Source organism: Gilliamella sp. ESL0232, assembly GCF_013346885.1.
Taxonomy (GTDB): Bacteria; Pseudomonadota; Gammaproteobacteria; order Enterobacterales; family Orbaceae; genus Gilliamella; species Gilliamella bombi.
In genome coordinates this window covers 322,971-348,923 of the sequence record NZ_JAAEDW010000001.1, presented here as the reverse complement: position 1 = coordinate 348,923, position 25,953 = coordinate 322,971, and the positions used below count along the sequence as shown (strand labels likewise).

Below are 25,953 nucleotides of genomic sequence, written 5' to 3'. Positions count from 1 at the left end.
AAACCCTGAGAATGTTGTCAAAAAGTTTCAGGTAACTATGTGTTTCAGTATAAAAAGTAATTAAGTATAAAATTTAAATTTTGTTGGGATTGATTTGTCGATAGTTTTCAACGACAAATCAATCACTTCAGATGTTTAAAAGATTAGTGCATGTTACAATAAAAATCTCTCAGATAGAATGTTGATTTAAATGAATTTTTCACTCAAAAGGTTTTAAGGGAAATCAATGAGTTATTATGGTAATATCAAGTGATGATATTTTTCCGCTATTAACCTGGAAACAAAAATAAAAATAAATTTTAGAAATGATTCACGTTGTTTAAAGCAATTTGATAAACGGTTAACATCTTGTAGAATTTAGGGAATTATTTTAATCATAAAGAGTAAATATCACTGATTTTCCATATGCCTTACAATATATTAAATATATCCTCCTTAAATGCCGTTATCTAAAACAAAGATCCTCAAAAATGATTAATTATGGCATAATATGCGCCAATTCATATTTCCGCGACTTCACTCAAAGGCTAATTATTACTTATATGAGTGAAACGCATGTTAAAGAGAGTAAATTCTAGTGTTAAGTACAAATAACATCACAATGCAATTTGGCAGTAAGCCATTATTTGAAAATATCTCAGTTAAATTTGGTAATGGCAATCGTTATGGTTTAATTGGCGCCAATGGCAGTGGTAAATCAACTTTTATGAAAATTATTGGTGGTGATTTAGTGCCAACCTCTGGCAATGTTGCTTTAGATCCTCATGAACGATTAGGTAAGTTACGCCAAGACCAATTTGCTTTTGAAGAGTTTACCGTGCTTGATACCGTAATTATGGGGCATACCGAATTATGGCAGATTAAGCAAGAACGTGATCGCATTTATTCACTTCCCGAAATGAGCGAAGAAGACGGCTTTAAAGTTGCTGATTTAGAAACCCAATACGCCGAAATGGATGGTTATAGCGCTGAAGCTCGTGCGGGTGAATTATTATTAGGTGTTGGTATTCCAATTGAGCAACATTATGGATTAATGAGCGAAATCGCACCAGGCTGGAAATTACGAGTATTATTAGCCCAAGCCTTATTCTCAAATCCCGATATTTTATTGCTTGACGAACCGACCAATAACTTGGATATCGATACTATCCGTTGGCTTGAAGACACCTTAAATCAACGCGAAAGCACCATGATTATTATTTCGCATGACCGCCATTTTTTAAATATGGTCTGTACCCATATGGCAGACATGGATTATGGTGAGCTTCGCATCTACCCTGGTAACTATGATGATTATATGACAGCATCAACGCAAGCGAGAGAGCGTTTATTAGCTGACAATGCCAAAAAGAAAGCACAAATCAGTGAGCTACAATCTTTTGTTAGTCGATTTAGTGCCAATGCGTCTAAATCAAAACAAGCAACTTCGCGCGCAAAACAAATTGAAAAAATTAAACTTGAAGAAGTCAAGGCCTCTAGTCGTCAAAATCCATTTATTCGTTTTGAACAAGATAAAAAACTATTCCGTAATGCGCTTGTTGTTGAAAACCTGACCAAAGGTTTTGATAATGGTCCACTATTTAAAAACTTAAACCTAATGGTCGAAGTGGGCGAAAAAGTCGCTATTTTAGGGACTAACGGTATTGGTAAAACGACATTAATAAAAACACTAATGGGCGAGCTTACTCCCGAACAAGGCGATATAAAATGGTCTGAAAATGCCAATATTGGTTATTATGCACAAGATCACGAATACGAATTTGAAGGCGACTTAACTGTATTTGACTGGATGAGTCAATGGAAGCAGCCAACCGATGACGAGCAAGCCGTACGTAGTATTTTAGGCCGATTGTTATTTTCACAAGATGATATTAAAAAGCAAGTCAAAGTACTATCAGGTGGTGAAAAAGGACGTATGTTATTTGGTAAATTGATGATGCAACGCCCAAATATTATTGTTATGGACGAGCCAACCAACCATTTAGATATGGAATCTATCGAATCACTCAATATGGCATTAGAGCTTTATCAAGGCACGCTATTTTTTGTTTCACACGATCGTGAATTTGTTAGTTCGTTGGCAACACGAATTATTGAAATCACACCTGAAAAAGTGATTGACTATACAGGTAATTATGAAGATTACTTGCGTAGCCAAGGGATTGAATAATTAACCATACTAAAAATAGCCACAAATACGAATGTGGCTATTTTCTGTATGTTAATAATTTTTATTGTTTTTATACAATGCTAAAGTAGCTTTTTATCGATGCTATTTTCGACAAACAGGAGTGCATCCATCATATTTAAGCAAATTATAACCAACATAACCATTTTGGATATCAATGCCAAATATAAGTTCATTTGTATACGCCTGACTACTCCAAGTGCATCCTTGAGATAAATCAAAACCATTCTTAGGATAACCTTTATATAAATTCCCCCATTCACCATAAAACGTCCCATCTATATCTCGAGATAATCGGGCTTCTCGATTATGATACCATTCAGGAAATGATCCAGTTCCATTCCCGCTTACAGCTGTTGCTGCACTTGGAGCATTGCTGAGTTCCATTGGTGAATAAAAATAACTTGCCGCTTCTTCTGCACTAATCATCCCTAAATCACGTCCAGCACAAGCATTAGCTGCAGGGAAAATACCATTTCCAGTATTTAAATACTCCTCTGTTTTATATTGTGTTGGAGGAAGTGCTCGTATCCATTTTTTAATGGTAAAAGAATAAATAAACGTTTTTGAAGGCCTTATTGTATTGGGTTTTGTCTTTGCTGTTAAAATTACATTAAAAGGTAAATTGGGATGAACGGATGAATTAAAGGTAACAACACCTTCACTTCCCGCTACATTACTTATTGAGACTAAATTTGGATTACTTGATGTATAAATATAATCACTTTGTTCATTACTCATTCTTAAAGTAAATTTTGCTTTATCAAAAGCCGTTGTGGGGAATTTAGTAGGAGCCAAAGCCGAAAAACCCTCATTAGGGAAGAAAACTCTAGGATTATAACCACCAATAAATTTGCAATTTGTTGTATTGGTACAAGTGTTTTTGTTAACGCCAGAAGCATCATAAATTTGTAAACTAGCAGGCTTTATATAGCAAACTTTGAAATCATCAACTTTTATTGTATACGTTTTACTAAGACTACCATAAGCATGTTCAAATGGTATACCATATTGAGATTGCGCTTTAACACCATTAGCGCTAATCGTCAATTGATATGGGCTTTGGCATGAATCTAATTTGTTTTTTAATTCATCAGCAGATAACGTTCTTATCGTACCATCTGACTGTCGATAACGCCAAGTAGCAGTTAATGTACCTGTTATTCCCATAGTTGAATGAGCGAAATCACCATCATCATCACCATAACTTACTCCCACAATATTTGATAAACGTTTTGGTTGTCCATCAGCAACAACTTTTGTAATAAATTGATTAAATTTGTCCCCATTATGCGCATAAATTACTTTATTTATCGATGGATAAATTACTACATAATTAGAGGAACTATCAGGTTTTTGAAAACTCAATAAATCAGCCAGTTCATTAATAGCAGAGCCATTTAATTTGATATAAGGGGCTGAACCTTCAATTGTTTTTATTGTCTTTGCAGATAAAGCAGCATAACTATTAGTAATGGTCAATAATGTCATAAAGATAAAAAAGATGAAATTTATCATCTGAATTTTTCGTATTTTTATCAATCTAAGATAATAAATAATGTATTTATGGCAATTTTTATAAACAAAGAATGAATTTTTGAGGAATTTACTTGATAATATTTTTTTACACAAAGAATAAATTAATGTTGTGTTGTGTTGTGTTGTGTTGTGTTGTGTTGTGTTGTGTTGTGTTGTGTTGTGTTGTGTTGTGTTGTGTTGTGTTGTGTTGTGTTGTGTTGTGTTGTGTTGTGTTGTGTTGCTTCTTTCATTCTACCATAACCTATTCAATATTTCAAGTAATTGTTTAATATAATATTTTTATATAGTGTATCGATTAATTTTTATAAAATCATTTTTGTTTTAGATAAAAAAGAAATATAGTAACTCACTAAAACAAGCCTATATTGTAAATAAAAAATAACATCATTTAAATATAAAATGCTGACCTTTTTGTTAAGATTTGTAAATATTAGCTTGGATATCTTTTACTTACAGTTAGAAAGAAAATTATAAAAAAGCAATGCATATTAAAGTTGTAATATCATCCGTTGATAATCTATCATTGAAAAAAATAGCTGTACCAATATATAAAGCGATTTACTATTAAATAATTTAAAAAATTTTAGTAGCTATAATATAACCGCTAATGTAATTATTTTTATATACCAATAATTTTTATAAATTCTTATTTATGTTAACGGCTTGCATAAATGGAAATAACATCGCCAGAATCAATATCTATATCAACATTTATATCATCTATAACTATTCCGCCTGCCCCAATGTCCATCCAATTATCTTGCGTTATCTCTTTCGAATAAAAACTTATTGTATAACAGCTAAATCCATTATTTATTCTTATATAATTATTAAAAGATATATAAAAATGATCGATATCGTATTTACATTTGGTCACAAATTCGCTTTTCTTTGCTGCTTCTATCGCTTTGAATAAAAAAGGCGTATACTTTTTATCAAGTTTAAAAATAGTACCTTCGTTCATTATATAAGTACTCCTTACCGAAATACTATATTGTACTTGAATAGCCACACCAGTGACTATTTTCTATTTAGAGATCACCAATAGATTAGAATTCTAATTCATCCCACCAAATATCGATAAGTGGGCTAGTTTTAACACTTTTTAGACCGTGTTCGTTTAGCCATTTTGTGACAATGTCACGATGTTCTTCGGTACAATTGCCTAGTTTTTGGGTGCAAATAATCCCTTTCCAATTTAAATAACCACTCCCCTCATAAGCTAAACCATTGGGTTGAACAGCCTCAAGAATAAACTGATCGACAATATTATCTAAAGTTTCTTCAGTTGTACCTTCTTCAAACGACCAACTAACGGTAAAACCTAATTCTTTAAACTCTTCAATGTGTAATTTTTTTCGTAAACGTCTGCTGCGATTTACCATAATAATTTCCTTCTTATTAAATATAAGTTTGCTTATTTTTAGTGTGATTATGTTTATTGGAGGTTTTCACACCATTTTGATTGGATTGCGACGATCGATTTGAAGATGAACTTCTTTTTTTTGCTGGCGCACGCCTTGGTGGCGATTTTTTTACAGGTTCAGCTTTAATTTTTGGATCAACTTCAAACCCTTTGGTTGTTAATTCTGGAATCTTTTTTTTAATTAATTTTTCAATTGCTTTTAATTGTGGCAATTCATCAATGCACACAAGCGAGAGAGCTTGCCCTTGATTCTGCGCTCGACCTGTTCGACCAATACGATGAACATAATCCTCAGCAACTTGAGGGAGCTCATAATTAACAACGTAAGGTAATAACTCTATATCAAGACCTCGAGCGGCAATATCTGTGGCAACCAATGCCCTAATTTGTCCGCTTTTAAAATCAGCTAATGCTTTTGTACGAGCTCCTTGGCTTTTATTCCCATGAATAGCTGCTGATTTAATGCCATCTTTCGTTAATTGTTCCGCTAAATGATTTGCACCATATTTGGTTCGTGTAAAAATTAACACTTGTTGCCACTGATTTTTACCGATTAAATAAGACAGTAGCTCACGCTTACGACGTTTATCAACTCGATGAACATATTGAGTAATTTGATCTGAAGCACTATTGGTTTTTGCTACAGCAACAGATTCAGGTGACTGCAAAATAGATTGAGCCAAAACTTTTATTTCATCCGAAAAAGTTGCCGAAAACATTAAATTTTGCCGTTTTTTAGGTAGCTTGGCAATCACACGACGAATATCATGTATAAATCCCATATCTAACATGCGATCAGCTTCGTCCAACACCAGTATTTTAATCGTTGACAGATCCACCGCATTTTTTTGCTGTAAATCAAGCAATCGCCCTGGTGTTGCAATTAAAATATCCACACCACTGCGCAATTTCATCATTTGCGGATTAATACTCACCCCACCAAAAACTACTAATGAACGAATGGACAAATAACGACTATAATCACGAATATTTTCACCTATTTGCGCAGCCAGTTCGCGCGTTGGGGCTAAAATCAAGGCATATAAAGGACGTTTGCCTTTTTTAGGTTTTGGATTATTAGCTTCTTTTGCTTGCTGTTCAATAAGTTTTTGTAATATTGGTAAACCAAAGCCTGCCGTTTTACCTGTTCCTGTTTGTGCACTCGCCATAAGGTCTTTACCAGATAAGATTACAGGTATAGCTTGTTGTTGAATGGGAGTTGGATCGGTATAGTTTTGTTCTTGAATTGCTTTTAAAATCTCAGTATCTAAACCAAGAGAGCCAAATGACATGAAATGTATCCTAAATAAATAAAAAATAAATTATTCATATGTATTATAAAGCAATTCAATAATATTTGTTTGATTATTTTGTAAATTTACTTATCGACTATTATGTATACTAATCCAAATTTTAAAATATTACACAAATCTTTACTTAAAATTATTGGAGCACCTTTAATATATAAATATGTTATAAAAAAGAGTATTGATTTGAATTGTGTTTACCTATTAAGATAGATAAATGATATTTATTATCATTTGCAATTATGTTAATATTTGACTCTTTAATAATAATTTACTGGATTAAACATGCTTTTAAACTTTAGCCACATTAAAAAGTTATTAATTGTCTCAATTTTATCGCTTTTTAGCTTTAATTGTTTTGCAAAAGATGATATCACTTTTGCAAACTTCCGAGATATACGCGATTTGAATCCACACCTTTATGGAGGTGAAATGTGGGCTCAAAATATGCTCTATGAGTCGCTTGTTCATTATAATCAAGATGGCACATTTTCTCCTTGGCTTGCCGAAAGCTGGGCTATTACAAACCAAGGAAAAACCTATACGTTTAAACTGAGAAAAGATGTTACCTTTAGTGATGGTGTTAAATTCGATGCTCACAGTGCAAAATTAAACTGGGATGCAGTCCTGTCAAATAAAGTGCGCCATACATGGCTTGAAATGGTACGTTTAATTACTGAAGTCAAAGCGGTAGATGATTATACTCTTCAAGTTAATCTGTCAGAGCCTTACTACCCGTTTTTGATTGAAATTGCAGTAACCAGACCCATGCGCTTTATTTCACCGAATTCAATGATCGATGGTGAAACAAAAAATGGCGTTAAATCTTATATTGGTACAGGCCCTTATATTTTAGGTGATCATAAAAAAGATCAGTATGCTGTTTTTAACGCAAATCCTAACTATTGGGGTGAGCAACCAAAACTGAAAACTGTTACCATGAAAGTTATAGCAGACAACCAAAGCCGTTTAATGGCACTTGAAAAAGGTGAAATTGATTTAATTTATGGTAAAAATATGGTGGATGCCGATTCATTTGAACGGTTTTCAGAAATTGATAAATTTCAAACATTAATGTCAAAACCTGTATCAAGCCGTATCGTATTGATGAATACCACTCGACCCGCTTTAAGCGATGCTAATGTGCGCCGAGCAATCGAACATATCATAAATAAAAAAGATATTTCGGAAGGTATCTTCAATGGTAGCGAAGCGCCAGCTGATACATTAATGGCTACTAATATTCCTTATGCAAATATTGGGTTAAAACCTTACGAATATAATATTAAATTAGCCGAAGAACTACTTGATAAAGCAGGTTGGCTAAAACAAAAAGGTCAGAATTACCGTCAAAAAGATGGCAAATCATTTGAAATAACTCTTTATTATGATAGCAATACTGCATCTCAAAAAACTATCGCACAATATATGCAAGATGAGTTTGAACAGGTTGGTTTAAAACTTAACATTCATGGAGAAGAAGAACAAGGTTATCGTGATCGCCAAAAAGCTGGTGATTTTGATATGGTATTTGATATTTCTTGGGGAATGCCTTATGACCCACAATCTTTTATGTCTGGCATGAAATTACCAGTATATGGTGATTATATGGCACAACAAGGATTGAAAGAGAAAGCTCAAATTGATGCAAGCATTAGTAAAGCATTAATTTCAACTGATGAAAAAGAACGTCAAGATCTTTACCGTTATGTGCTTGAAACATTGCATAACCAAGCGGTCTATATTCCGTTAACTTATGAACGCAACCGAGCTATCGCCATAAAATCACTAAAAGGTATTGAATTTGCTCCTTCGCAGTTTGACATTCCCTTTGAGAAAATGCATTTTTAATTTATTTTGTTAGTTAGTAATAATGTTAAATTACTTTTTTAAACGTTTAATTATGATGATACCGATTATTATCGGTATCTCGTTTATCGCTTTTCTACTTATTAATTTAGCCCCTTCTGATCCTGCTGAAGTAGCATTACGTTTAAATGAAATTATGCCCACGCCTGATGCTATTGAAAGTATGCGCCTAGAGTTAGGTTTAAATGAACCATTTTGGAACCGTTACATCAGTTGGTTATATAACGTTTTTCAACTTGATTTTGGTCGTTCTTTTGTACATCGAGATAGGCTAGTATTAGATGAGATCATTCGAAGCTTACAACCAACACTGCTTTTAGCATTATCTTCATTTATTTTTACGTTGATTATTAGTCTGATCTTAGGCATTTTATGTGCCATTTTTGTTAATTCAGTTTTTGATCATATTTTACGTATTATAATTTTTTTAGGCACGGCTATGCCGAGCTACTGGCTTGGGCTTTTATTTATCTGGTTTTTTGCTAATTATTTAGATTTACTTCCAACTAATGGATATGGCACATGGCAAAATCTAATCCTACCAACTTTAACGCTATCATTCGTTTATATTTCAACCTATATTCGTTTTATTCGTAATAACATGCTAGAAAACATGCGTAACTACTCCGTTTTTTATGCACGTAGCCGAGGACTAAAAGAACGAACAATTATTCTTAAGCATGTATTAATCAATTCGTTACATACCACTATTACCGCATTAGGGATGACAATTCCGCAATTAATTGCTGGCTCATTTGTGGTTGAATATATATTTTCCTGGCCAGGACTTGGACGGTTATGTATTGCAGCTATTATGAATCGAGACTACCCCGTTATCCAAGCTTATATTTTAATTATGGCAATATTATTTGTGGTATGTAATTTTATTGTCGATGTTATTCATCATTTACTAGATCCTCGTTTACGTGATAATGGTGGTTTGTCATGAATGTACTTAAGCAGGTTTGTAAAAATAAAACTGCATTATGTTGTTTAATTATCATTGCAACTATCATTATATTAGGTATTTTAGCCCCTTATATTGCACCATTTGATCCCAATAAAGTACGTATTATTCGTAAATACGCCCCAATGTCTGCTCAACATTGGTTAGGTTGTGATCATCTTGGACGTGATATTTTTTCAAGACTACTTTATGGCATTCGCTCCACGTTATTTTTATCATTATTAACCATGATTATTACCATTGTTATTGGTGCAATAATTGGCCTAATTTCAGGTTATAAACGAGGTAAACTTGATGAGTGTATTATGCGTTTATGCGATATTATGCTCTCTTTTCCTAGCCAAGTAATGATTCTTGCTATTGTAGGCGTACTTGGTGTGGGTATTGAGAACGTTATCATTGCCAATATTATGGTCAAATGGGCTTGGTATAGTCGTATGATTCGCAGCTCGGTTATCAAATATAGCCGTAAAAACTATATTTTATTTTCCCGAGCAATTGGCGCACCACATTCATTTATTATTCGCCGTCACTTATTACCAAATGTAATGTCAGAGTTAGTTGTGTTAGCCACACTAGATACTGGTTGGGTAATTTTAAATATTTCAGCTTTATCTTTCATAGGGCTTGGCATACAAGCACCAACTCCAGAATGGGGACTAATGCTAAGTGAAGCAAAAAACGTTATGATGCAGCATCCTATGCAAATGCTCTACCCCGGAATTGCAATATTAATTGTGGTTGCTGCATTTAATATGCTTGGTGATTGTTTACGTGACATTCTTGATCCTAAGGAAAAAACAGCATGAATAATAAATTACTTGAGGTTAAGAATCTTACTGTAACACTGGATAATGGCAAAACACTGCTTAATGATATCTCCTTTTGCCTTGAGCATCATCAATGTTTAGGTATTGTGGGCGAAAGTGGCTGCGGTAAAAGTTTAACTAGCAAAGCTATTATCGGTTTATTAGAGCCCTACTTTTCGGTTCAAGGCAAAGTTTTATTTAACCCTAAACAGTCTAAAATAACATTACAATCAAATGGTGATTTATTAAAACAAAACCATGAAACATTACGCCATATTCGTGGCAATGCTATTTCGGCTATACTACAGCATCCAATGAATGCTTTTGATCCGCTTTATTGTATTGGCAATCAAGTGGTTGAAACGTTATTGGCACATCTGACAATTAGTAAAAAACAAGCTATTGAAAAAACATTAACTATGATTGCTGACATTGGTCTTAATGATCCAAAACAAATCTTTAAGAAATACCCGCATCAGTTAAGTGGTGGCATGTTACAACGAATCATGATCGGAATAGCATTAATGCTTGAACCTGAATTAATTATTGCCGATGAACCAACCACAGCGTTGGATTCTATTAGTCAACTTCATATTCTGCAATTATTAAAAAATATCAAACAAAAATCGAAAACAGCAATGATATTTATCTCGCATGATTTAAGTGTTATTCACCATATCGCTGATCATATTATTGTAATGAATCAAGGCCAGATTATAGAACAAGGTAGTTGCGATCATATTTTTTATCATTCTAAAAATGATTATACACGTTACTTAATTGATACTCGTAAACAGTTATTAGCCAAATTTAACGACGTTATCCACCCAAATAGATTGGAGACTATCTAAATGACGCCGTTATTACAAATTAATAATCTCAAAAAATCTTTCTTACAACCTAATCAAGGTTTATTTAATCGCAAAAAAACGCCAATTATTAAAGATGTTTCTTTGTCTTTATACCAAGGCGAATGTTTAGGTATTGTAGGAGAAAGCGGAAGCGGTAAAAGTACACTTGGAAAACTAATTTTGGGGCTTGAAAAACCTGATAGTGGCAAAATTTATTTTAATGGGCAAGATATAGGACAACGTGCATGGCGAAAGTCTCCAATGCGACGAGAAATAAGCGCTGTGTTTCAAGACTACAACACTTCAGTTAACCCTTATTTTACCGCTGCTGAAATTATTGCCGAACCCATTTATATTTATGACAAACTTACTGCAAGCCTACTTAAAAAGCGAGTAATTGAACTATTAGAACAAGTAGGATTAAATGAATCATTTTATCATCGATTTCCCCACGAAATGAGTGGTGGACAATTACAACGTATCTGTATTGCACGAGCAATTGCCTGTTCACCTAAATTTGTTTTATTTGACGAGGCAGTAAGTTCACTTGATATTACTGTTCAAACTCAAGTTTTATCGTTATTAGTTGATCTGCAAAAACAGTTAAATTTAACAACCATTTTTATTACACATGATTTAGCGACTATCACTTATCTTTGCGATCGGGTGATCTTCTTTTATCAAGGACAGATTGTCGAACAAGTTGATAAAATAGCCAATTTAAATCAGGTTAATAATGTTTACTCTAAACAACTTCTTAAATCTATTTTAGGTTTTTAAATTATGGCAACTCAATCTATCGTTAATAAACAATATCGTTTTAAAGATTACTTAGCGTTAGTTATTCCGTTTATTATTTCAACTATTACAACTCCATTACTGGGCGTGGTCGATACCGCATTGGTTGGACATTTACCCAATCCAGCCTTTATTGCAGGCATTGCTGTTGGCGCTGTTATTTTTAATACTATTTATTGGCTTTTTGGCTTTTTACGAGTTAGTACCACTGGTTTTGCAGCACAAGCATTAGATGACCCGTTACTGTTGCGAGCATCTTTAATTCGCCCTTTATTTATAGCTATATTTTTAGGAATTATTTTTATCATTTTTCAACAGATGATATTTTCTTCCTCAATGCACATTATCAAACCTAATGAAGAAGTAAAGCATTACGCGGATATTTATTTCTCTGTCTTAATTTGGGGAGCACCGTTTGTTCTTATCAACTACGTTTTAGTTGGTTGGTTAATGGGAATGTCTAAAGTAAAGGCTGTGCTATTTCTACAAGTATTAATTAATCTGCTTAATATTATTATGGCAGTAATTTTTGTTTGGGGCTTTCATTGGAATGTGCAGGGAGTTGCCTTTGCAACACTAATTGCCCAAATAATTTGTACTTTGTTAGGCATTTGGTTTATTTATCGTAATTTACCGAAATCCAATCAACAAACTGATTTAAAATCGATACTATCTTGGCAATCATTAAAAGGAGTGATTTTAGTTAATACCAATTTGATGATTCGTACCATTTGTTTATTAATCGTTACCAACCATTTTATCTCGATTGGTTCGAGTTTTAGCACCGAAGTGTTAGCTGCTAATGCCGTTTTGTTTCAAATTCACTATTTAATGGCTTATTTGTTTGACGGGTTTGCCAATGCCTCAAGCGTATTTAGCGGTAAGGCGAAAGGTACTAAAGATATTAAGTTATATAATCAAACCTTACATTGGTCACTGCAAGCTTGTATTATTTGTCCTCTAATATTAATTGCTTTATGGTTTGGATTTAATACAACAATTATTAAATTATTAACCAATCAAACCGAAATCATCACAATCTGTTTGCAATATCAATATTGGCTTACTATCTTTCCTATTGTGGTTGCTGGTGGTCTTATCTATTATGGCGTTTTTTCTGGGATCAGTTACACTTCTTCTATTCGTGATTCTATGATTCTTGCCTTAATTTTATGGCTGATATCACAATATGTCTGTGTACCAATATGGGGAAATAATGGATTATGGCTTTCTTATATTTTATTTAGCTTAGGTAGAACTTTATTTTTAGTAATGTGGGTAAAAAAATCTAAAAGATATATTCTAAACTAAATAACCAATTATCTTTTGAAAGTCTAGAGTATTTATACCGTTCAAAGCATTAATTAGATAGTTTATATAAAAGATAATACAAAGCTTTTGTTTCTGAATTAACCTGTTGTGTAAGCAACTATACCATTTTGTATTTTTAAAATATATCGTATATTTTAAATAATTAAATCATAGCTATGGTTTAATAAACTTACGATTTGTTCAAACGGCACAGAACCGTCAAGCATTATTGTGATCCAGTGATTTTTATTCATATGATATGCGGGTAATATACCTGAAGTATTTTTTATTATAGAAATTAATTCAGGATCAGATTTAACATTAATTATTTCCACCATATCTTTTGAATTTAGACCTAACTTATTCTTTTCCACTGACATAATTAACCCCAACCATTTAGCATTAGTTTTATGTCTAATAACCTGATAGTTAGGATAATTTTCAAAAGGATAGTCAATTTGAATGTTGTTCAAAGTATGAGCATATTCAATTAATTTATTCTTAAAGCTTATTGTTATTTTTCTTTTTCAATTCACCCAATCTAATACAATAATATAAACAGTTTATTTAATATATAACATGCTAATTAAGCCTTATAAAATCATTGTTATACATAATAATATCAAAATAAAGTGTCAACAATAGCTATAAATTTAACCTATTTATTTTTGTTCTTTACAAATTTCATCTATTGATAACGTTGCTGGCACATTACGATCATCATTGAATTGAAAACGAAATAAAAACCGAATATCATAAGCACGTAATACTTCAATCACGTCTTGCTTATTACAAAATTGAGCATTAAGCCCAAGCCTGATATTTTCTGTAATGTCTACTATTGATACACTTTGGCTATCGGTCGGCATATTATATTCAAAAACAATATTATTAAGATTACCAAAAATGTTAGTTATTTCATAACCCGCATCCACTTTAACCGGAAATTCGCCACCTTCACCTAATATCGACCTTTTTGCACTATCGGCAAAAGCTTTAGTTATGTTTGCTGATGGTGGTAATTCAGCACTATACGCATTCGAAATTGTAAAAAGAGCAGAAAGTAACACTACCAATTTCATTAGCTTTTTCACTTCAATATTCCTTACTTTTAGATTTAACAGTCATATTGATTTTATTATAAAAAACATCTAAATGAAAAACAAATCAAATAAATTCACAACAAAATAAGCGGTTTATAAAATAACCATATGAAAAAATTGATATTTATACTTAATAGTCATATCGTTATACATACGTCACAATTAATTGCTGACAACTAAAAAATATCATTTTAAATCGATACAATCAAAAAAGGTAACCATATTGGCTACCTTTTAATAGTATTAACTGAATAAAATTACTTTTTATGTGGATGAGGATCTTTAACTGAATCACCCTGTCCAGACATAATATACCAACCATTTTTGCTGTGCGGTTTTTTATTATAATCAGGGCAAGGAGGTAACGATTTCTTACTTTGGTTAGAATAAATATAGCCACAGTCAGCGCACTTATAAGTGCCAGACGAAACATCACTACCGTATGGAGCAAATTTTTGTACCATTATAAGTCCTCCTAATAAATTAGTGATAAACCCAATGCTTATCACTGTTATATCTAAACGCTGATTTAAGAAAAAAGCAAGTGTAGTTTTTTAAAAATTGCTCAATAAACAAGTCTTTTTAGGTGATATAAAAACCATCAGGTAGATTATTGATTTTATTAAATTTTTATTTATCATTTGCCAAGCTGTTTGTTAATATTTCTAATTCTACAGATATATCTGAAATAGAAATCAAACAAGTTGTGTAACTATCCCCTAAAATAGTACAACAAAAAAGTAGAAAATTCTCTATGATAAAAGAAAAGGGGATTTAATAATGGATTTTATGTGTGACAGTAGTCGTAATCAACGTCGCTTTAGAACATTCAATGTCATCGATGACTTTAATCGTGAGGCGTTAGGGATTGATATTGCAGTAAGCTTACCAGCAGGAAGGATTACCCGCTACTTAGATAAACTGGCTGAATATCATGGGTATCCATTAAAAATACGGGTCGATAATGGGCCAGAATTCACCGGAAACACGTTTACTAATTGGGCAAAAACATGGTATAATTATAGATTACATCAAACCCGGTAGCCCTTATCAAAATGGCTATATTGAACGATTTATAACACCGAAAGACCGCATGAGACATTAAATAACATGACACCGATTGAGTATAAAAAACTAAAACAAGCAGCTTAATTTTCTACGTGAATTGTATACTAAGTTTGGGATATTTACAATATCATTCCATCGTATCCAATGTATGTAAAAGATTATCAGGTTTCTCTATCAAAAAAAGGTACTAGATTAATGAGTATTATATTTCCTGATTGGTATGACGATTTGTATCAATTTGAATGCGAATCTAAAGGTGTTATATTGAATTTTGAAATTACAGTAAATGGAAATACACGCACGTTCAATTTTTATGATCCGATACGGTTTATTCAAGATATGGAAGATGAAATAGCTGATATAGGATATTTTAAAGATGAATATGCTGTAGTTCTTAAAAAAGTAACAAAAGACAATATTATCAAATATTTATTGTCAATTTGATTTGTATGCTCGGATAACCATGATATTTGACCAGTTTATCTAGATAGTAAATAACACTACCAGCTGATAAGCTCACCGTAATATCAATATCTAATACTTCTCTTTTAAAGTCATCAATAATTACGTACTAAAACAACGTTAGCTTCGACTTCTATCATCCAAATTCATTGACCAACATTCACCTTGTTTGTTGGATAACGATTACTTTTCTAGTGTTCGAGGTAGAGTACGCTTTTTACGCTTTATTTGAAAATTAAGTTTTAACTCACAATACACCCAATAAACACGTTTGCAACTCTATTTATAGCGAGCTTTCCGATACAATAAAAAATTTCGGCCCACCAGCGTAAATGTTTTTCAGCTATATCACTTAATATCAAAATAATCATTGAATCATCCAATAATTTAGTTGGATAATAGTAAGTACAACGACTTAATACCACAATAGCGCGACTGATAGTAATTGATTTACAAGGATAATTATGGGACATTTTATCTTTAGAAAAATCTAAGATATATTCAATTTTGATGGTACACTTAATGAATAATAAAAAAATCCACAGTAGCAAAAAGAAAGAACCCGAATTGTTGAAATGAACTTACATATAAAAAATAAAATGTTACAAAATAAAGATGATTCAATTAAAGATACTTTTTGCTATTTATTATTTGAGATAGGTTTTTTTCATGCCAATCTAATTGAAATTACAATAAAAAATGCAGAAGAATATCTATATCTAGTTAAAAATGATATTGATATAAAAAACCTTTTAATTTGGATTTGTCAATGTGTAGACCAATGTTTCATTTCTCACCATGATAAGGATGATTATTATACTATAAAAAACTATTCTTCTGAAATTGAAAGCAAATGGAATAATGGCTGGAAACCAAGAATACAATCATTAATTTAAAAATTATAAAATATCAAAAAGTTACATCATAATTTAGTAATTTACATTACTACTCTTATTCCAACTAAAACAACTGTCCAGAAAAACTGACCGATGCAAATAGAGAAATACTGTCAGAATGTAGCTATCAGCTTTGAAGTAAGCACATTAAGGAAATTGGACAGGAATCCATAGAGCAACACCTCAGATATTAGGGACAATATTTAGACAAATAAACTGGCTTACATTACAATAATTTCAGATACAATGATCTGGAAATAGAACGCTTTATTCTGGCAAACCTGATTAGATTATTAGGTGGCTTGAATCTGTGTGCACCTAATGAATTTTAATTAGGTTTTGGTCTATTGTTGGGGAATTGTAATAAATCATAGATAATTAGAAGTAAAATATGCAGTGAACTAAATGCAAAAAGGCTCTTGTAACTGTACAAAATAAAACAGGTACAAAGGAACGTATCATTAGGATGATTTTAGTTGGAATGCGAAAATTGGAGCTCAGAATTCTAATGGCACGCATTTGCAGATTTATACCTATAGCGATCCTATGGCGGTGAAATTATTAGGATATTTTATTAATTATGAATAAGAGAAAATACAATAATCCTTACCATCCATTTCCCTATGAAATGAAAGGTCAATTCTTTGAAAGATTGGAAGAAAATAAAACTCGTTTTATTGAGATTTATTCTATTGAATATGAGAAACCTGAGGAAGAAGATGACGAATGGGAATTTTCCTTGTATTCACTTTATATAGATCAACTTATAAGACCAATAATAGATGAGAAAGAAGTGTTTTTTTTATATAAGCTGCGTACATATTATGCAGACCCCACATTAACGGATAATAATAGTGCATTCAATCAATCTATAACTTCATTTGAACAATATGTTTTTTCTAATTTCGATGAGTTATTAGAATATGTTGAACAACGATGGAGAATAGGATTAAGTGATTTTGTTCCAATTAATGAAACACATATACCTTATTGAAAAATAAATTGATAATACCTATAAGTAATACAAACTAATTATAAATAACAATATTACCAAAACCAAAAAATAATAGTGGCAGGCATTTAATTGATGAAAATCAATTTTATTAAATTATTCTAGCTATTTCTATTACATTATCAATATAAAATATTTAAGATAACGTTTAATTTATTATATATTTACAAATATTTTAATAAATAAGGAGTATTAAGTGTTAAGTAAAGCAATTAATTCATGGCTTGATGGCTATAGAAAAATGTTTCGTTATAAAGGACGTTCAACTCGTAGTGAGTTTGGATTTTTTATTCTTATTCAATGTATATTAGTATGGCTCTCTTTTGTACTGCTATTCAGTATGGACAAAATATTACCAAGTACTATATTAGGAATCTGTGTAATGTTAATTTTTATCGTTACTTTTCTTACAATATTGTCTTACAATGTTAGACGATTACATGATATAGGTACAAGCGGTCTGTGGTGTTTTGTTTATCTTCTCTGTCCAGGAGCTATAATAGGTGCATCTTTAATAATAAAACCAACTTCAGGAGAAAACCAATACGGACCTAACCCAAGAATATTGTCAAATTAGTAAAATACTCCTTCACTCCGCATGGTGAAGGGAGTACAATTTCCCCTATATTCAGCTCTATGTTCTTAACTATTTTATCTACCTCTCTTATTCTCAGTTTTAACATAACTTTCAACTAACATTTTAATGATTATAAATATCCTATTTTTAGTACAAAACTAACGTAGATAATGATATTGTTTATTTTCGTGTTTTATATTCAATAAATGCCATATTTAATACATCTTCCTAAAAATGAGCCCAGTCACAGTGACTTAGAAAACCAATATTACAGTGCCGGTTTCAAACAGTGATTGTTACAATATGGACTAAGGCAAAGTATGAGTCGAAGATGAAGCTGCTTTGATAATGCGGTTGTTGAAAACTTTTTCATATACTCACCCCCATATTATTCATGATTGTTACTATAAAAACAGGAAGCTGACTAACAAAGCACTATTTGAATATATTGAAATCTATTATAATTATATACATCATCAAGGTGGGCTCTGTCTAATATTTTGGTGAGAATCTAATTAATTGAATTGGTTAAATTTTTAAAAATACTGGAGAAAATAAATGGATTTAACTGATTTTCTTAGGACTGGGATATATTTGGGATTAAAAGTAGAGTTACCAGAGAAAGAAATATATTCTATTTTTCAAAAAAAAGATTTGGGTAAAAAATATTATTTTGATAAATTTAAAAAAAGTGAAGGTTTTTCTTATTTTTACGATTCACTGGAAATAATGGTTGTTAATTCCAAGATATATTCAATAGGATTTGATTTAGCTCGTCATCCAGTTACTTTATTGAATAATATAATCATATATTCTGAAACAAGTTTTGAACTTATTATGAAATATCTTGATATTGCTGATATAAATTGGTCTTTTGAAAAACAATATTGTTATAGTCGCGAATTAACAATCAAAACCGAAGGAAATGTTTTAATTGGTTGTGTATATAATAAAGGCAATTATTGGCTATCAAAATTCAAAACATTCAAAAAGTAAAAGGGGATTTTCTACTTTTTGACTGTACTATTTAAGGGAATAGTTACAATTGCAAAGATGAGTTAATAGCCAAAGCAGAAGCAATTGGTGTCTATGATTAATGCCGACAAGTTAAGGGATTTATTAATATTTATAATACAGGTAATCCCATAAATCGATTTTGTGGAAAACGCCTAATGATATTTTTAAAGGATCATTTCAACCATGGAGAGTAAACTTGCCGATGTTTTTCTACAGACTTTTTAGCAAGGACCAATTAAGCAACCAACCATCGCCATAGGAATAAAAATTGGAAATATAATCAAACCAATCATATCGCCCTGGATGTCAATATCTGATTCTTTTTTATGATTTGATTTAACAAATACAGTAATTGATTCTGGTAATAAATATTGATCAGATAATGTATTGGATTGCTTATAGAAGTTTCCTTTGGTTTTAAATAGAACTTGATAATAACCATCTCTCAAAATCGATTTTGATTTATATTTCGCTAATAATTTTTTATTGTTTAAGGCTTTTACCTCAGGAATAAAATTACTATATTGAGCAACAATTTCATCACTTAAATTTTCTTGATAAAATGTAATTGATACACTTTCAATATCATCTTTATTTTCAGCTAAAAAATCATGGTAGCTTTTAAGTTCTAGTATGGCTTCGGGACTAGTAAATTGATATGAGTATTCCTTTGATTCAGCAATAATCCCTACACTTTTTTCAACTTTTAATTTTATAATTGTGTCATTACTAGGCAAAATTTGCGTTTGCTTATTTGCACAACCACAAAGACAAAAAATAAAGATAAAAACAAGTTTTTTCATTAGGGTTTTCCTACTTCAAATATTTAGATAAGGATGAATCATTATTTTATGTTATCCCATTTTCTGTAAACTTATTGATTTTTTTAATATACAAGAATAAGTAAAATTAAAGAATAGACTTTTTGAGCTCCAATCAAATTTTCGATGCTTCTTGTTTGGCTTGATGAATGATGGCTTTAGCTATCCATTGCGATAGTGATATTACATTTTGATCATCAAGTCCCCAGATATCCTTGAGTACCATAAATATTTCAGAACCGTAAATAATTGAAATAGCATAAACTACTTTATCATAAAGCTCATTTGGTAGTTCAGCTTTGAGTGGGGATAATATTGTTGTAAGAGTTTCTTTACGATTACCTCGTACCAATTTTTCGGTTTGTGGTGATAATGATGACCGTTCTGTTGCCCACTGTTGTAATGAAACCCTTAATGCTGCACGTAGCGCCCCTTCATGCTTTAGCATTTGAGGAAAAGCAAAAGCTAAAAAATCATTAATACGTTCTTCTGCATTTTGTTTTTTTGATTGCCAACTAAAAATAGGTTCTAATGAACTTTCTACCACAGCTGTAATTAGAGCACTTTGTGTTGGAAAATAGCGGTATGCTGTTGCTCTGGATATACCCGATTTATCAGCAAGTTCAGTTATGGTAAGCTCACAGCCTTGTTCTAATGCTTCTAATGCAATATTAATTAAACGCTCATAAGTCCGTTTTTTTACGCCAACATATGTTGGGTGCGATACTAAAGTTTTCTGAGTCATTAAGAATATATTTAATTTATCGTAATTTTAAATATGATACTGCATTTTAATAAATTAGTTAAAATTTATCATTTCCTAAAAAAATGAGACTTAAATCTCATTTTTGATATATAATGTATGACAATTAATCACCCTTTTGTTACAAATATTTACCTAATTAACTCATTTAGGAGTAATAAATGGCATCAACTAGTACAATTTATTTGGTTACTACATTAGACACCAAAGGGCAAGAAATCGTTTATATTAAAAATATTCTTGATTTAAAAAATCTCAACTGCAAAATTATTGATGTTTCTACACAATCTCATCAATTTAATCATTTAGCAACTATCACAGCAGAAACCGTCGCTAGTTACCATCCAGACGGTAAACAGGCTGTTTTTTGTGGCGATAGAGGTAAAGCAATTGTTGCAATGGCTGAAGCTTTCAAATTGTTTCTGATGACTCAAAACGATGTAGAAGCCATACTAGGTTTAGGTGGTTCGGGAGGAACTGCATTAATTACTCCAGCCATGCAATCATTAGCTGTAGGAATTCCTAAACTAATGGTATCAACAATGGCATCTGGTGATATTTCTGGTTATATCGGTGCAAGTGATATTGCAATGATGTATTCGGTTACTGATATTGCTGGAATTAATGTCATATCTAGGAAAGTTTTAACCAATGCAGCTAATTTTATTGCTGGCTCAATTCTATTTAAAACCCAAGATACGATTGAAGATAAGCCTGCAATTGGTTTAACTATGTTTGGTGTCACAACTAAATGTGTTCAATCTGTATCAACTAAATTAAACGGGCAATATGATTGTTTGGTTTTTCATGCAACAGGCAGTGGTGGCAAAGCAATGGAAAAACTAGCTGATAGCCATTTATTGCACGGTGTGCTTGATATTACAACAACGGAAGTATGTGATTATTTATTTGGCGGTGTTTTAGCCTGCGATGAAGATCGTTTTGGTGCCATTGCAAGAAGCCAAGTACCTTATATTGGATCGTGTGGTGCACTTGATATGGTAAATTTTGCAAGCCCTGATACTATTCCTCAAAAATATCAAGATCGCCTATTTTATCCACATAATCCACAAGTGACATTAATGCGAACAACGCCAGAAGAAAATCAAAAAATGGCTAATTGGATAGCAAATAAACTTAATCAATGCCAAGGTTATGTCACTTTTATTATTCCTGAAGGTGGTTTTTCTGCTTTAGATATTGAAGGTGGTGCTTTTTGGTCACCAAAAGCAAATCAAGCATTTATTGATGAATTTGAAAAAACCTTTATCCAAACTCAAAAAAGAAAGTTAATAAAAACCCCTTATCATATAAACTCACCGCAGTTTTGTGATCTTATCATCAATGAATTTACAAAAATAATGAAATAAATATTTGGAGAATATTATGGGTAGTCAACGCACTCAATTGTTAAAAAAATTCCACGACATGATAGCTAAAGGTCAACCAATTATTGGTGGTGGAGCTGGTACAGGATTATCAGCAAAATGTGAAGAAGCTGGTGGTATCGATCTTATTGTTATCTATAATTCAGGGCGTTACCGTATGGCAGGTAGAGGTTCATTAGCAGGATTACTTGCTTATGGCAATGCTAACGAAATTGTAATGGATATGGCTAAAGAAGTATTACCAGTAGTTAAAAATACGCCAGTACTAGCGGGTGTAAATGGCACAGATCCATTTTGTCAATTTGACCAATTTTTAGATAAATTAAAAGAAGCGGGATTTGCTGGCGTGCAAAACTTTCCAACTGTTGGACTCATTGATGGCAACTTCAGAGCAAACCTAGAAGAAACAGGAATGGGATACGCTTTAGAAGTCGAAATGATCCGCAAAGCACATGAAAAAGATCTACTTACAACACCTTATGTATTTAGTGAACAAAATGCGATCGATATGGCTAAAGCGGGTGCAGATATTTTAGTACCTCATATGGGACTAACGACGGGAGGGAGTATTGGTGCAGAAACAGCATTAAAACTAGCTGACTGTGTGCCACTAATCAATCAATGGGCAAAAGCGGCTAAAGCAATTCGCCCAGACATTATTATTTTATGTCATGGTGGTCCTATTGCTACCCCTGAAGATGCTGAATATATTTTAAAAAATTGCCCTGAATGTAATGGATTTTATGGAGCAAGTTCAATGGAACGTTTACCAACAGAAATTGCACTAAAACAAACGACAGAAAGATTTAAATCAATTCAACGACACTAACAATAATATAAGCAATAACAGCGCAACTAATGTATCGCGCTGTTATTTTTTTAAGAGAAGTGAAATTCGTTAAACTTTATTCTGATCGAAACATTATATTATTAATATCTACGCATATTTGTTATATGGCAATTTAAATTTAACAGAAACCCTAATCCCATGTAAAAATATGCATAAAAGCTTCAACAAATCAGTAAATAGCAAAACCACCAACCACTTTCAAAATTATCTTCGATTTGAAATAATTGTTTAATAATACTATTTAAATAATAAAAAATGAGATTAGTCTAACAATTCCTTCTCAGAAAGATTAAAATTGATAAATATTATTGATAAACTGGCAAATATTTTTACCAGTTTAGGCTTAAATTAATCGCAAAGTAATAGTACTAAGCAGGAACAGATGAACACTCCCCCAAAATGGTTAAGGTTGTTAATTGATGAGAATTGCTCATTTGAACAACTATTAGCCAAACTTACGAAAGCCTTTAACTGTACATTTACTTATAAAAATGATAGTGGTATTGCTAAAGCTAAGTTAGATGATTTTACTATAATAATTCATGACAAAATTGATCGTACTTTTGACATCGTCCTTAATCCATCTTATATTCTTACATTCATGATTACAGAGGATAAATCTTCTAATTACCACGTTGAAAAGCATATTCAAACAACCTTAACCAATCATAGTATTATCTATCAACACTCACAAACCAAAGATCATGCCTATCCCATTGAACTTCCTTTTTGGCAAACGCCCAACGATGACATTGTCATAAAATCCAAAGGCGATGCTTTAACCGCCTATTGTAAAATATGGTATAAACCTGCCAAGTATTCTAAATTTACGGGTATATTTCAGTTTTCTAATGTTTGGGCAATGCGTTTTGAGCGAAACAAACAGTGTGCTTATTACAGTCATTGTGATAGCGATGATGTTAATTCTTGTTATTGGGTTGTTCCTGAATCATCATGGCTTGAGCAATTAGTCAATGAACGACAAACTCATTTCCCTAATAGGCAACAATATGATCGCGGTGACTATTGGCATTACATTATTCAAAGTGATTCATTCTACGTAGAAATCATCGCTAAACAGATCAAAATATCAAAAAAGCAATTAAAAGGTATTTTTTAAGATAAAATGGCAATATATAAAGGTCAAATCATAACTTGATATTCAATATACTATGAATCATCTAAATTTTTTTATAAACAACTTTATAAAGAAAGATAAAAAACAACGATATCACTTTCTCATTAATGGAAAGTGGCAGAAATTTACCAATAATATCAAATATCTTGATAAACATTTGAATCACCATTGTATAAGAATTGATAACAATGCTTTTGAAAAATTTACTCAAATTATAAAACACTATACCATTAAATCAGGATATTATTATGATGCCTATACCAATGGGATGGAAATATCAACCCATTGTCTAGATAATATTCATGATGATAGCCTACTTATCTGCCCTGATAACAATATTGCATTTTATTTTCATCATGATAATTGGATATGGTTTTGCCAAATAAAACCTTAAGCAGCATTATAGATAAAACAGGTAACCCAAAATATGCACTCATTCAATGATATAAATCAACTTTTAATCGACTGCATTAATCTACAGGATAATTTATTAAATAAACTCTATTTATTAGCTAATCTGCCTAAAGCCGTTGAATTAATTAAAACACATTTAACCCAAAAGTTTGATCCCTTGTTATTACACTTGATCAAACAATTTCCAGAAGCAATCAAAATAAGCTTATTACCTGAAATTATCAACATTATGCAATATTTAGATGGCAATACAAAATTATGCCAAGAGATTATTTTAAGTATCAATACACAGTGGCTAGAAAAACATCTTTGGAATTATATTATACCTATTTTAGGGCAACAGAATTATGAAACATTTGGTATATTGATGTATTTATTCAATTCATTTAGCCAGAAGTTATCAAAAAAATTGGCTATTTTAGCTTTACAAAGTGACGATAAAGATGTGCAAGAAATCGGTGAGTTTTATTTATCAAATAATAGATGCCTTTTGGATGATGCTCGAAGTAGCTTGATATGCTGATTACAACAGAATCGTTAAAATCATTTTTTAAGTTAATTGTACAAAGTAAAAAAAGGATTAATCATGCAGGGTTTTTTTGATAGATTAATGCTTGGTGAACTAAAGGATGTAATGATCGCTGGCTATATTGATTATGCTACCCTACCGATTTTTCACCCATTTTATGACAGATTATATTTTATTATTGATGAAGTTATTTTTGAGTTATATCTCAGTGAAGCAGGTATTATACAATATAATGAATTAACAGAAATTAAAGCATGGTTTACTTTAGATGATGATGACCATTTTTCATTGATGTCAATTTATTCACAATTATTCAAAACTGAGCAGGCTGTAATTATCACCGATATAACATACTCATCAATACCCTTCTCCTCAATGAGTATAAGTTACGTCAATGGTCAAGACTGCGGTAATTTACTTTTTGACCCAAATCATTTTTTTGGTTTTACATTTTTATAAAGGTTATAAATGTTAGATATTATTGATTTTATTGAATCATCATATAAAGATAATTCAGAGTTAAAACACAAACTAGAATTAGTCAAAAAATTAATTACCTACTTGTCTGAACATGATATCGACAGAACTGTTGGTGAGATTATACCTATCTTGGGCTGTAATACAGGTTATAGTGAATATCGAATCATTAATGACTGTGAATCGGATAACCCTTCACTGTGGTCTGAGTACCAATATAATGGCGAAAAGGTAAGGCTGAATTCTGGCGATATTGTACTCACAATGAAAAAATAAATTTTTGATAATGGGTTAGCACTATCAATAAGTAAATTAAGCAATAAATTAAGTGATAAAATGAATATAAAAAAATAAACGCACTATTTAAAAATAG

Annotated in this window: 28 protein-coding genes and 2 pseudogenes; 20 read left to right on the top strand and 10 right to left on the bottom strand. The window is 31.6% G+C overall.

Annotated elements, in window-relative coordinates:
• Positions 1-577: 577 nt before the first annotated feature.
• The gene (locus tag GYW75_RS01570) at positions 578-2,170 is read left to right on the top strand and encodes an ABC-F family ATPase (RefSeq protein ID WP_174798174.1); all 1,593 of its coding nucleotides are present in this window, start codon (positions 578-580) and stop codon (positions 2,168-2,170) included.
• A gap of 102 nt (positions 2,171-2,272) precedes the next feature.
• Here the strand turns inward: GYW75_RS01570 and GYW75_RS01565 are convergent, their stop codons facing one another.
• The 5 genes and pseudogenes from GYW75_RS01565 to rhlE all read right to left on the bottom strand — a co-directional run.
• Positions 2,273-3,706 carry a hypothetical protein gene (locus GYW75_RS01565; RefSeq protein WP_174798173.1) on the bottom strand — a complete coding sequence of 478 codons (1,434 nt, stop codon included), beginning with the start codon at positions 3,704-3,706 and terminating at the stop codon, positions 2,273-2,275.
• Positions 3,707-3,828: 122 nt separating this feature from the next.
• Positions 3,829-3,957, bottom strand: coding sequence for a hypothetical protein (locus GYW75_RS12520; RefSeq protein WP_255456960.1), 129 nt, complete (start codon positions 3,955-3,957; stop codon positions 3,829-3,831).
• Positions 3,958-4,382: 425 nt separating this feature from the next.
• Positions 4,383-4,691, bottom strand: coding sequence for a hypothetical protein (locus tag GYW75_RS01560; protein WP_174798172.1), 309 nt, complete (start codon positions 4,689-4,691; stop codon positions 4,383-4,385).
• Between the two features lie 85 nt (positions 4,692-4,776).
• Positions 4,777-5,112 (bottom strand): YggL family protein, encoded by a 336-nt coding sequence (locus tag GYW75_RS01555; RefSeq protein ID WP_085164089.1) that lies wholly within the window; start codon positions 5,110-5,112, stop codon positions 4,777-4,779.
• A 55-nt stretch (positions 5,113-5,167) separates the two neighbouring features.
• Positions 5,168-6,445 (bottom strand): annotated as a pseudogene (gene rhlE, locus GYW75_RS01550) (ATP-dependent RNA helicase RhlE); the annotation flags it as partial.
• Positions 6,446-6,745: 300 nt separating this feature from the next.
• On the opposite strand from rhlE, the gene nikA reads away from it, so the two are divergent.
• The 6 genes from nikA to GYW75_RS01520 are packed head-to-tail and all read left to right on the top strand — an operon-like array spanning position 6,746 to position 13,065.
• Positions 6,746-8,311, top strand: coding sequence for a nickel ABC transporter substrate-binding protein (gene nikA / locus GYW75_RS01545; RefSeq protein ID WP_085164091.1), 1,566 nt, complete (start codon positions 6,746-6,748; stop codon positions 8,309-8,311).
• A gap of 22 nt (positions 8,312-8,333) precedes the next feature.
• Positions 8,334-9,278, top strand: a complete 945-nt coding sequence (gene opp1B / locus GYW75_RS01540) for a nickel/cobalt ABC transporter permease (protein WP_065589797.1) — start codon at positions 8,334-8,336, stop codon at positions 9,276-9,278.
• Positions 9,275-10,105, top strand: a complete 831-nt coding sequence (gene opp1C / locus GYW75_RS01535) for a nickel/cobalt ABC transporter permease (protein ID WP_085164092.1) — start codon at positions 9,275-9,277, stop codon at positions 10,103-10,105. The genes opp1B and opp1C overlap by 4 nt, the downstream gene beginning before the upstream one ends.
• The gene (locus GYW75_RS01530) at positions 10,102-10,956 is read left to right on the top strand and encodes an ABC transporter ATP-binding protein (protein WP_174798171.1); all 855 of its coding nucleotides are present in this window, start codon (positions 10,102-10,104) and stop codon (positions 10,954-10,956) included. The genes opp1C and GYW75_RS01530 overlap by 4 nt, the downstream gene beginning before the upstream one ends.
• Positions 10,957-11,736 carry an ABC transporter ATP-binding protein gene (locus GYW75_RS01525; RefSeq protein ID WP_085164094.1) on the top strand — a complete coding sequence of 260 codons (780 nt, stop codon included), beginning with the start codon at positions 10,957-10,959 and terminating at the stop codon, positions 11,734-11,736. It abuts the gene before it with no gap.
• Positions 11,737-11,739: 3 nt separating this feature from the next.
• A complete protein-coding gene (locus GYW75_RS01520; protein ID WP_174798170.1) occupies positions 11,740-13,065 on the top strand; it encodes an MATE family efflux transporter in 1,326 nt (441 codons plus the stop codon).
• Positions 13,066-13,220: 155 nt separating this feature from the next.
• Here GYW75_RS01520 and GYW75_RS01515 read toward each other — a convergent pair whose 3' ends face one another.
• The 3 genes from GYW75_RS01515 to GYW75_RS01505 form a co-directional block, all read right to left on the bottom strand.
• Positions 13,221-13,538 (bottom strand): MmcQ/YjbR family DNA-binding protein, encoded by a 318-nt coding sequence (locus tag GYW75_RS01515; RefSeq protein ID WP_194240414.1) that lies wholly within the window; start codon positions 13,536-13,538, stop codon positions 13,221-13,223.
• 189 nt (positions 13,539-13,727) lie between these two features.
• On the bottom strand, positions 13,728-14,159 hold the full coding sequence (locus GYW75_RS01510) for a hypothetical protein (RefSeq protein ID WP_065589791.1): 432 nt from the start codon (positions 14,157-14,159) through the stop codon (positions 13,728-13,730).
• Between the two features lie 266 nt (positions 14,160-14,425).
• Entirely contained in the window at positions 14,426-14,632 is a 207-nt protein-coding gene (locus tag GYW75_RS01505) for a hypothetical protein (protein WP_034910630.1), read from the bottom strand.
• Positions 14,633-14,948: 316 nt separating this feature from the next.
• On the opposite strand from GYW75_RS01505, the pseudogene GYW75_RS01500 reads away from it, so the two are divergent.
• The 6 genes and pseudogenes from GYW75_RS01500 to GYW75_RS01475 form a co-directional block, all read left to right on the top strand.
• Positions 14,949-15,320: pseudogene (locus tag GYW75_RS01500) on the top strand (DDE-type integrase/transposase/recombinase); the annotation flags it as partial.
• A 111-nt stretch (positions 15,321-15,431) separates the two neighbouring features.
• Positions 15,432-15,680: a hypothetical protein gene (locus tag GYW75_RS01495; protein WP_174798168.1), complete on the top strand. Its 249-nt coding sequence runs from the start codon at positions 15,432-15,434 to the stop codon at positions 15,678-15,680.
• Between the two features lie 593 nt (positions 15,681-16,273).
• Positions 16,274-16,594 (top strand): hypothetical protein, encoded by a 321-nt coding sequence (locus GYW75_RS01490; protein WP_034915866.1) that lies wholly within the window; start codon positions 16,274-16,276, stop codon positions 16,592-16,594.
• 580 nt (positions 16,595-17,174) lie between these two features.
• Positions 17,175-17,588: a hypothetical protein gene (locus GYW75_RS01485; protein ID WP_034915862.1), complete on the top strand. Its 414-nt coding sequence runs from the start codon at positions 17,175-17,177 to the stop codon at positions 17,586-17,588.
• A 214-nt stretch (positions 17,589-17,802) separates the two neighbouring features.
• A complete protein-coding gene (locus GYW75_RS01480; protein WP_085166059.1) occupies positions 17,803-18,183 on the top strand; it encodes a DUF805 domain-containing protein in 381 nt (126 codons plus the stop codon).
• Positions 18,184-18,741: 558 nt separating this feature from the next.
• Positions 18,742-19,179, top strand: a complete 438-nt coding sequence (locus tag GYW75_RS01475) for a hypothetical protein (protein ID WP_174798167.1) — start codon at positions 18,742-18,744, stop codon at positions 19,177-19,179.
• A 242-nt stretch (positions 19,180-19,421) separates the two neighbouring features.
• Here the strand turns inward: GYW75_RS01475 and GYW75_RS01470 are convergent, their stop codons facing one another.
• Complete coding sequence (locus GYW75_RS01470) at positions 19,422-20,003, bottom strand: hypothetical protein (protein WP_174798166.1); 582 nt, start codon at positions 20,001-20,003, stop codon at positions 19,422-19,424.
• 133 nt (positions 20,004-20,136) lie between these two features.
• Positions 20,137-20,766: a TetR/AcrR family transcriptional regulator gene (locus GYW75_RS01465; protein ID WP_065589788.1), complete on the bottom strand. Its 630-nt coding sequence runs from the start codon at positions 20,764-20,766 to the stop codon at positions 20,137-20,139.
• A gap of 179 nt (positions 20,767-20,945) precedes the next feature.
• On the opposite strand from GYW75_RS01465, the gene GYW75_RS01460 reads away from it, so the two are divergent.
• From GYW75_RS01460 to GYW75_RS01435, 7 genes are all read left to right on the top strand, one after another.
• Positions 20,946-22,154 (top strand): Tm-1-like ATP-binding domain-containing protein, encoded by a 1,209-nt coding sequence (locus GYW75_RS01460; protein WP_085164729.1) that lies wholly within the window; start codon positions 20,946-20,948, stop codon positions 22,152-22,154.
• Positions 22,155-22,170: 16 nt separating this feature from the next.
• Positions 22,171-23,001 (top strand): phosphoenolpyruvate hydrolase family protein, encoded by an 831-nt coding sequence (locus GYW75_RS01455; RefSeq protein WP_174798165.1) that lies wholly within the window; start codon positions 22,171-22,173, stop codon positions 22,999-23,001.
• A gap of 403 nt (positions 23,002-23,404) precedes the next feature.
• Positions 23,405-24,142, top strand: coding sequence for a hypothetical protein (locus tag GYW75_RS12300; protein WP_202983893.1), 738 nt, complete (start codon positions 23,405-23,407; stop codon positions 24,140-24,142).
• A 52-nt stretch (positions 24,143-24,194) separates the two neighbouring features.
• The gene (locus GYW75_RS12415) at positions 24,195-24,554 is read left to right on the top strand and encodes a hypothetical protein (RefSeq protein ID WP_238786374.1); all 360 of its coding nucleotides are present in this window, start codon (positions 24,195-24,197) and stop codon (positions 24,552-24,554) included.
• Between the two features lie 33 nt (positions 24,555-24,587).
• A complete protein-coding gene (locus GYW75_RS01445) occupies positions 24,588-25,097 on the top strand; it encodes a hypothetical protein (RefSeq protein ID WP_174798164.1) in 510 nt (169 codons plus the stop codon).
• 63 nt (positions 25,098-25,160) lie between these two features.
• A complete protein-coding gene (locus GYW75_RS01440) occupies positions 25,161-25,562 on the top strand; it encodes a hypothetical protein (protein ID WP_085164737.1) in 402 nt (133 codons plus the stop codon).
• Positions 25,563-25,571: 9 nt separating this feature from the next.
• Positions 25,572-25,856, top strand: coding sequence for a hypothetical protein (locus tag GYW75_RS01435; protein ID WP_065589784.1), 285 nt, complete (start codon positions 25,572-25,574; stop codon positions 25,854-25,856).
• Positions 25,857-25,953 lie beyond the last annotated feature (97 nt).

What these genes read in the sequence shown, in the direction of transcription:
- GYW75_RS01565 (WP_174798173.1), bottom strand. Translation starts at nt 3,706, where the DNA reads ATGATAAATTTCATCTTTTTTATCTTTATGACATTATTGACCATTACT.
- GYW75_RS12520 (WP_255456960.1), bottom strand. Translation starts at nt 3,957, where the DNA reads ATGAAAGAAGCAACACAACACAACACAACACAACACAACACAACACAA.
- GYW75_RS01560 (WP_174798172.1), bottom strand. Translation starts at nt 4,691, where the DNA reads ATGAACGAAGGTACTATTTTTAAACTTGATAAAAAGTATACGCCTTTT.
- GYW75_RS01555 (WP_085164089.1), bottom strand. Translation starts at nt 5,112, where the DNA reads ATGGTAAATCGCAGCAGACGTTTACGAAAAAAATTACACATTGAAGAG.
- nikA (WP_085164091.1), top strand. Translation starts at nt 6,746, where the DNA reads ATGCTTTTAAACTTTAGCCACATTAAAAAGTTATTAATTGTCTCAATT.
- opp1B (WP_065589797.1), top strand. Translation starts at nt 8,334, where the DNA reads ATGTTAAATTACTTTTTTAAACGTTTAATTATGATGATACCGATTATT.
- opp1C (WP_085164092.1), top strand. Translation starts at nt 9,275, where the DNA reads ATGAATGTACTTAAGCAGGTTTGTAAAAATAAAACTGCATTATGTTGT.
- GYW75_RS01530 (WP_174798171.1), top strand. Translation starts at nt 10,102, where the DNA reads ATGAATAATAAATTACTTGAGGTTAAGAATCTTACTGTAACACTGGAT.
- GYW75_RS01525 (WP_085164094.1), top strand. Translation starts at nt 10,957, where the DNA reads ATGACGCCGTTATTACAAATTAATAATCTCAAAAAATCTTTCTTACAA.
- GYW75_RS01520 (WP_174798170.1), top strand. Translation starts at nt 11,740, where the DNA reads ATGGCAACTCAATCTATCGTTAATAAACAATATCGTTTTAAAGATTAC.
- GYW75_RS01505 (WP_034910630.1), bottom strand. Translation starts at nt 14,632, where the DNA reads ATGGTACAAAAATTTGCTCCATACGGTAGTGATGTTTCGTCTGGCACT.
- GYW75_RS01495 (WP_174798168.1), top strand. Translation starts at nt 15,432, where the DNA reads ATGAGTATTATATTTCCTGATTGGTATGACGATTTGTATCAATTTGAA.
- GYW75_RS01490 (WP_034915866.1), top strand. Translation starts at nt 16,274, where the DNA reads ATGAACTTACATATAAAAAATAAAATGTTACAAAATAAAGATGATTCA.
- GYW75_RS01485 (WP_034915862.1), top strand. Translation starts at nt 17,175, where the DNA reads ATGAATAAGAGAAAATACAATAATCCTTACCATCCATTTCCCTATGAA.
- GYW75_RS01475 (WP_174798167.1), top strand. Translation starts at nt 18,742, where the DNA reads ATGGATTTAACTGATTTTCTTAGGACTGGGATATATTTGGGATTAAAA.
- GYW75_RS01470 (WP_174798166.1), bottom strand. Translation starts at nt 20,003, where the DNA reads ATGAAAAAACTTGTTTTTATCTTTATTTTTTGTCTTTGTGGTTGTGCA.
- GYW75_RS01465 (WP_065589788.1), bottom strand. Translation starts at nt 20,766, where the DNA reads ATGACTCAGAAAACTTTAGTATCGCACCCAACATATGTTGGCGTAAAA.
- GYW75_RS01460 (WP_085164729.1), top strand. Translation starts at nt 20,946, where the DNA reads ATGGCATCAACTAGTACAATTTATTTGGTTACTACATTAGACACCAAA.
- GYW75_RS01455 (WP_174798165.1), top strand. Translation starts at nt 22,171, where the DNA reads ATGGGTAGTCAACGCACTCAATTGTTAAAAAAATTCCACGACATGATA.
- GYW75_RS12300 (WP_202983893.1), top strand. Translation starts at nt 23,405, where the DNA reads ATGAACACTCCCCCAAAATGGTTAAGGTTGTTAATTGATGAGAATTGC.
- GYW75_RS12415 (WP_238786374.1), top strand. Translation starts at nt 24,195, where the DNA reads ATGAATCATCTAAATTTTTTTATAAACAACTTTATAAAGAAAGATAAA.
- GYW75_RS01445 (WP_174798164.1), top strand. Translation starts at nt 24,588, where the DNA reads ATGCACTCATTCAATGATATAAATCAACTTTTAATCGACTGCATTAAT.
- GYW75_RS01440 (WP_085164737.1), top strand. Translation starts at nt 25,161, where the DNA reads ATGCAGGGTTTTTTTGATAGATTAATGCTTGGTGAACTAAAGGATGTA.
- GYW75_RS01435 (WP_065589784.1), top strand. Translation starts at nt 25,572, where the DNA reads ATGTTAGATATTATTGATTTTATTGAATCATCATATAAAGATAATTCA.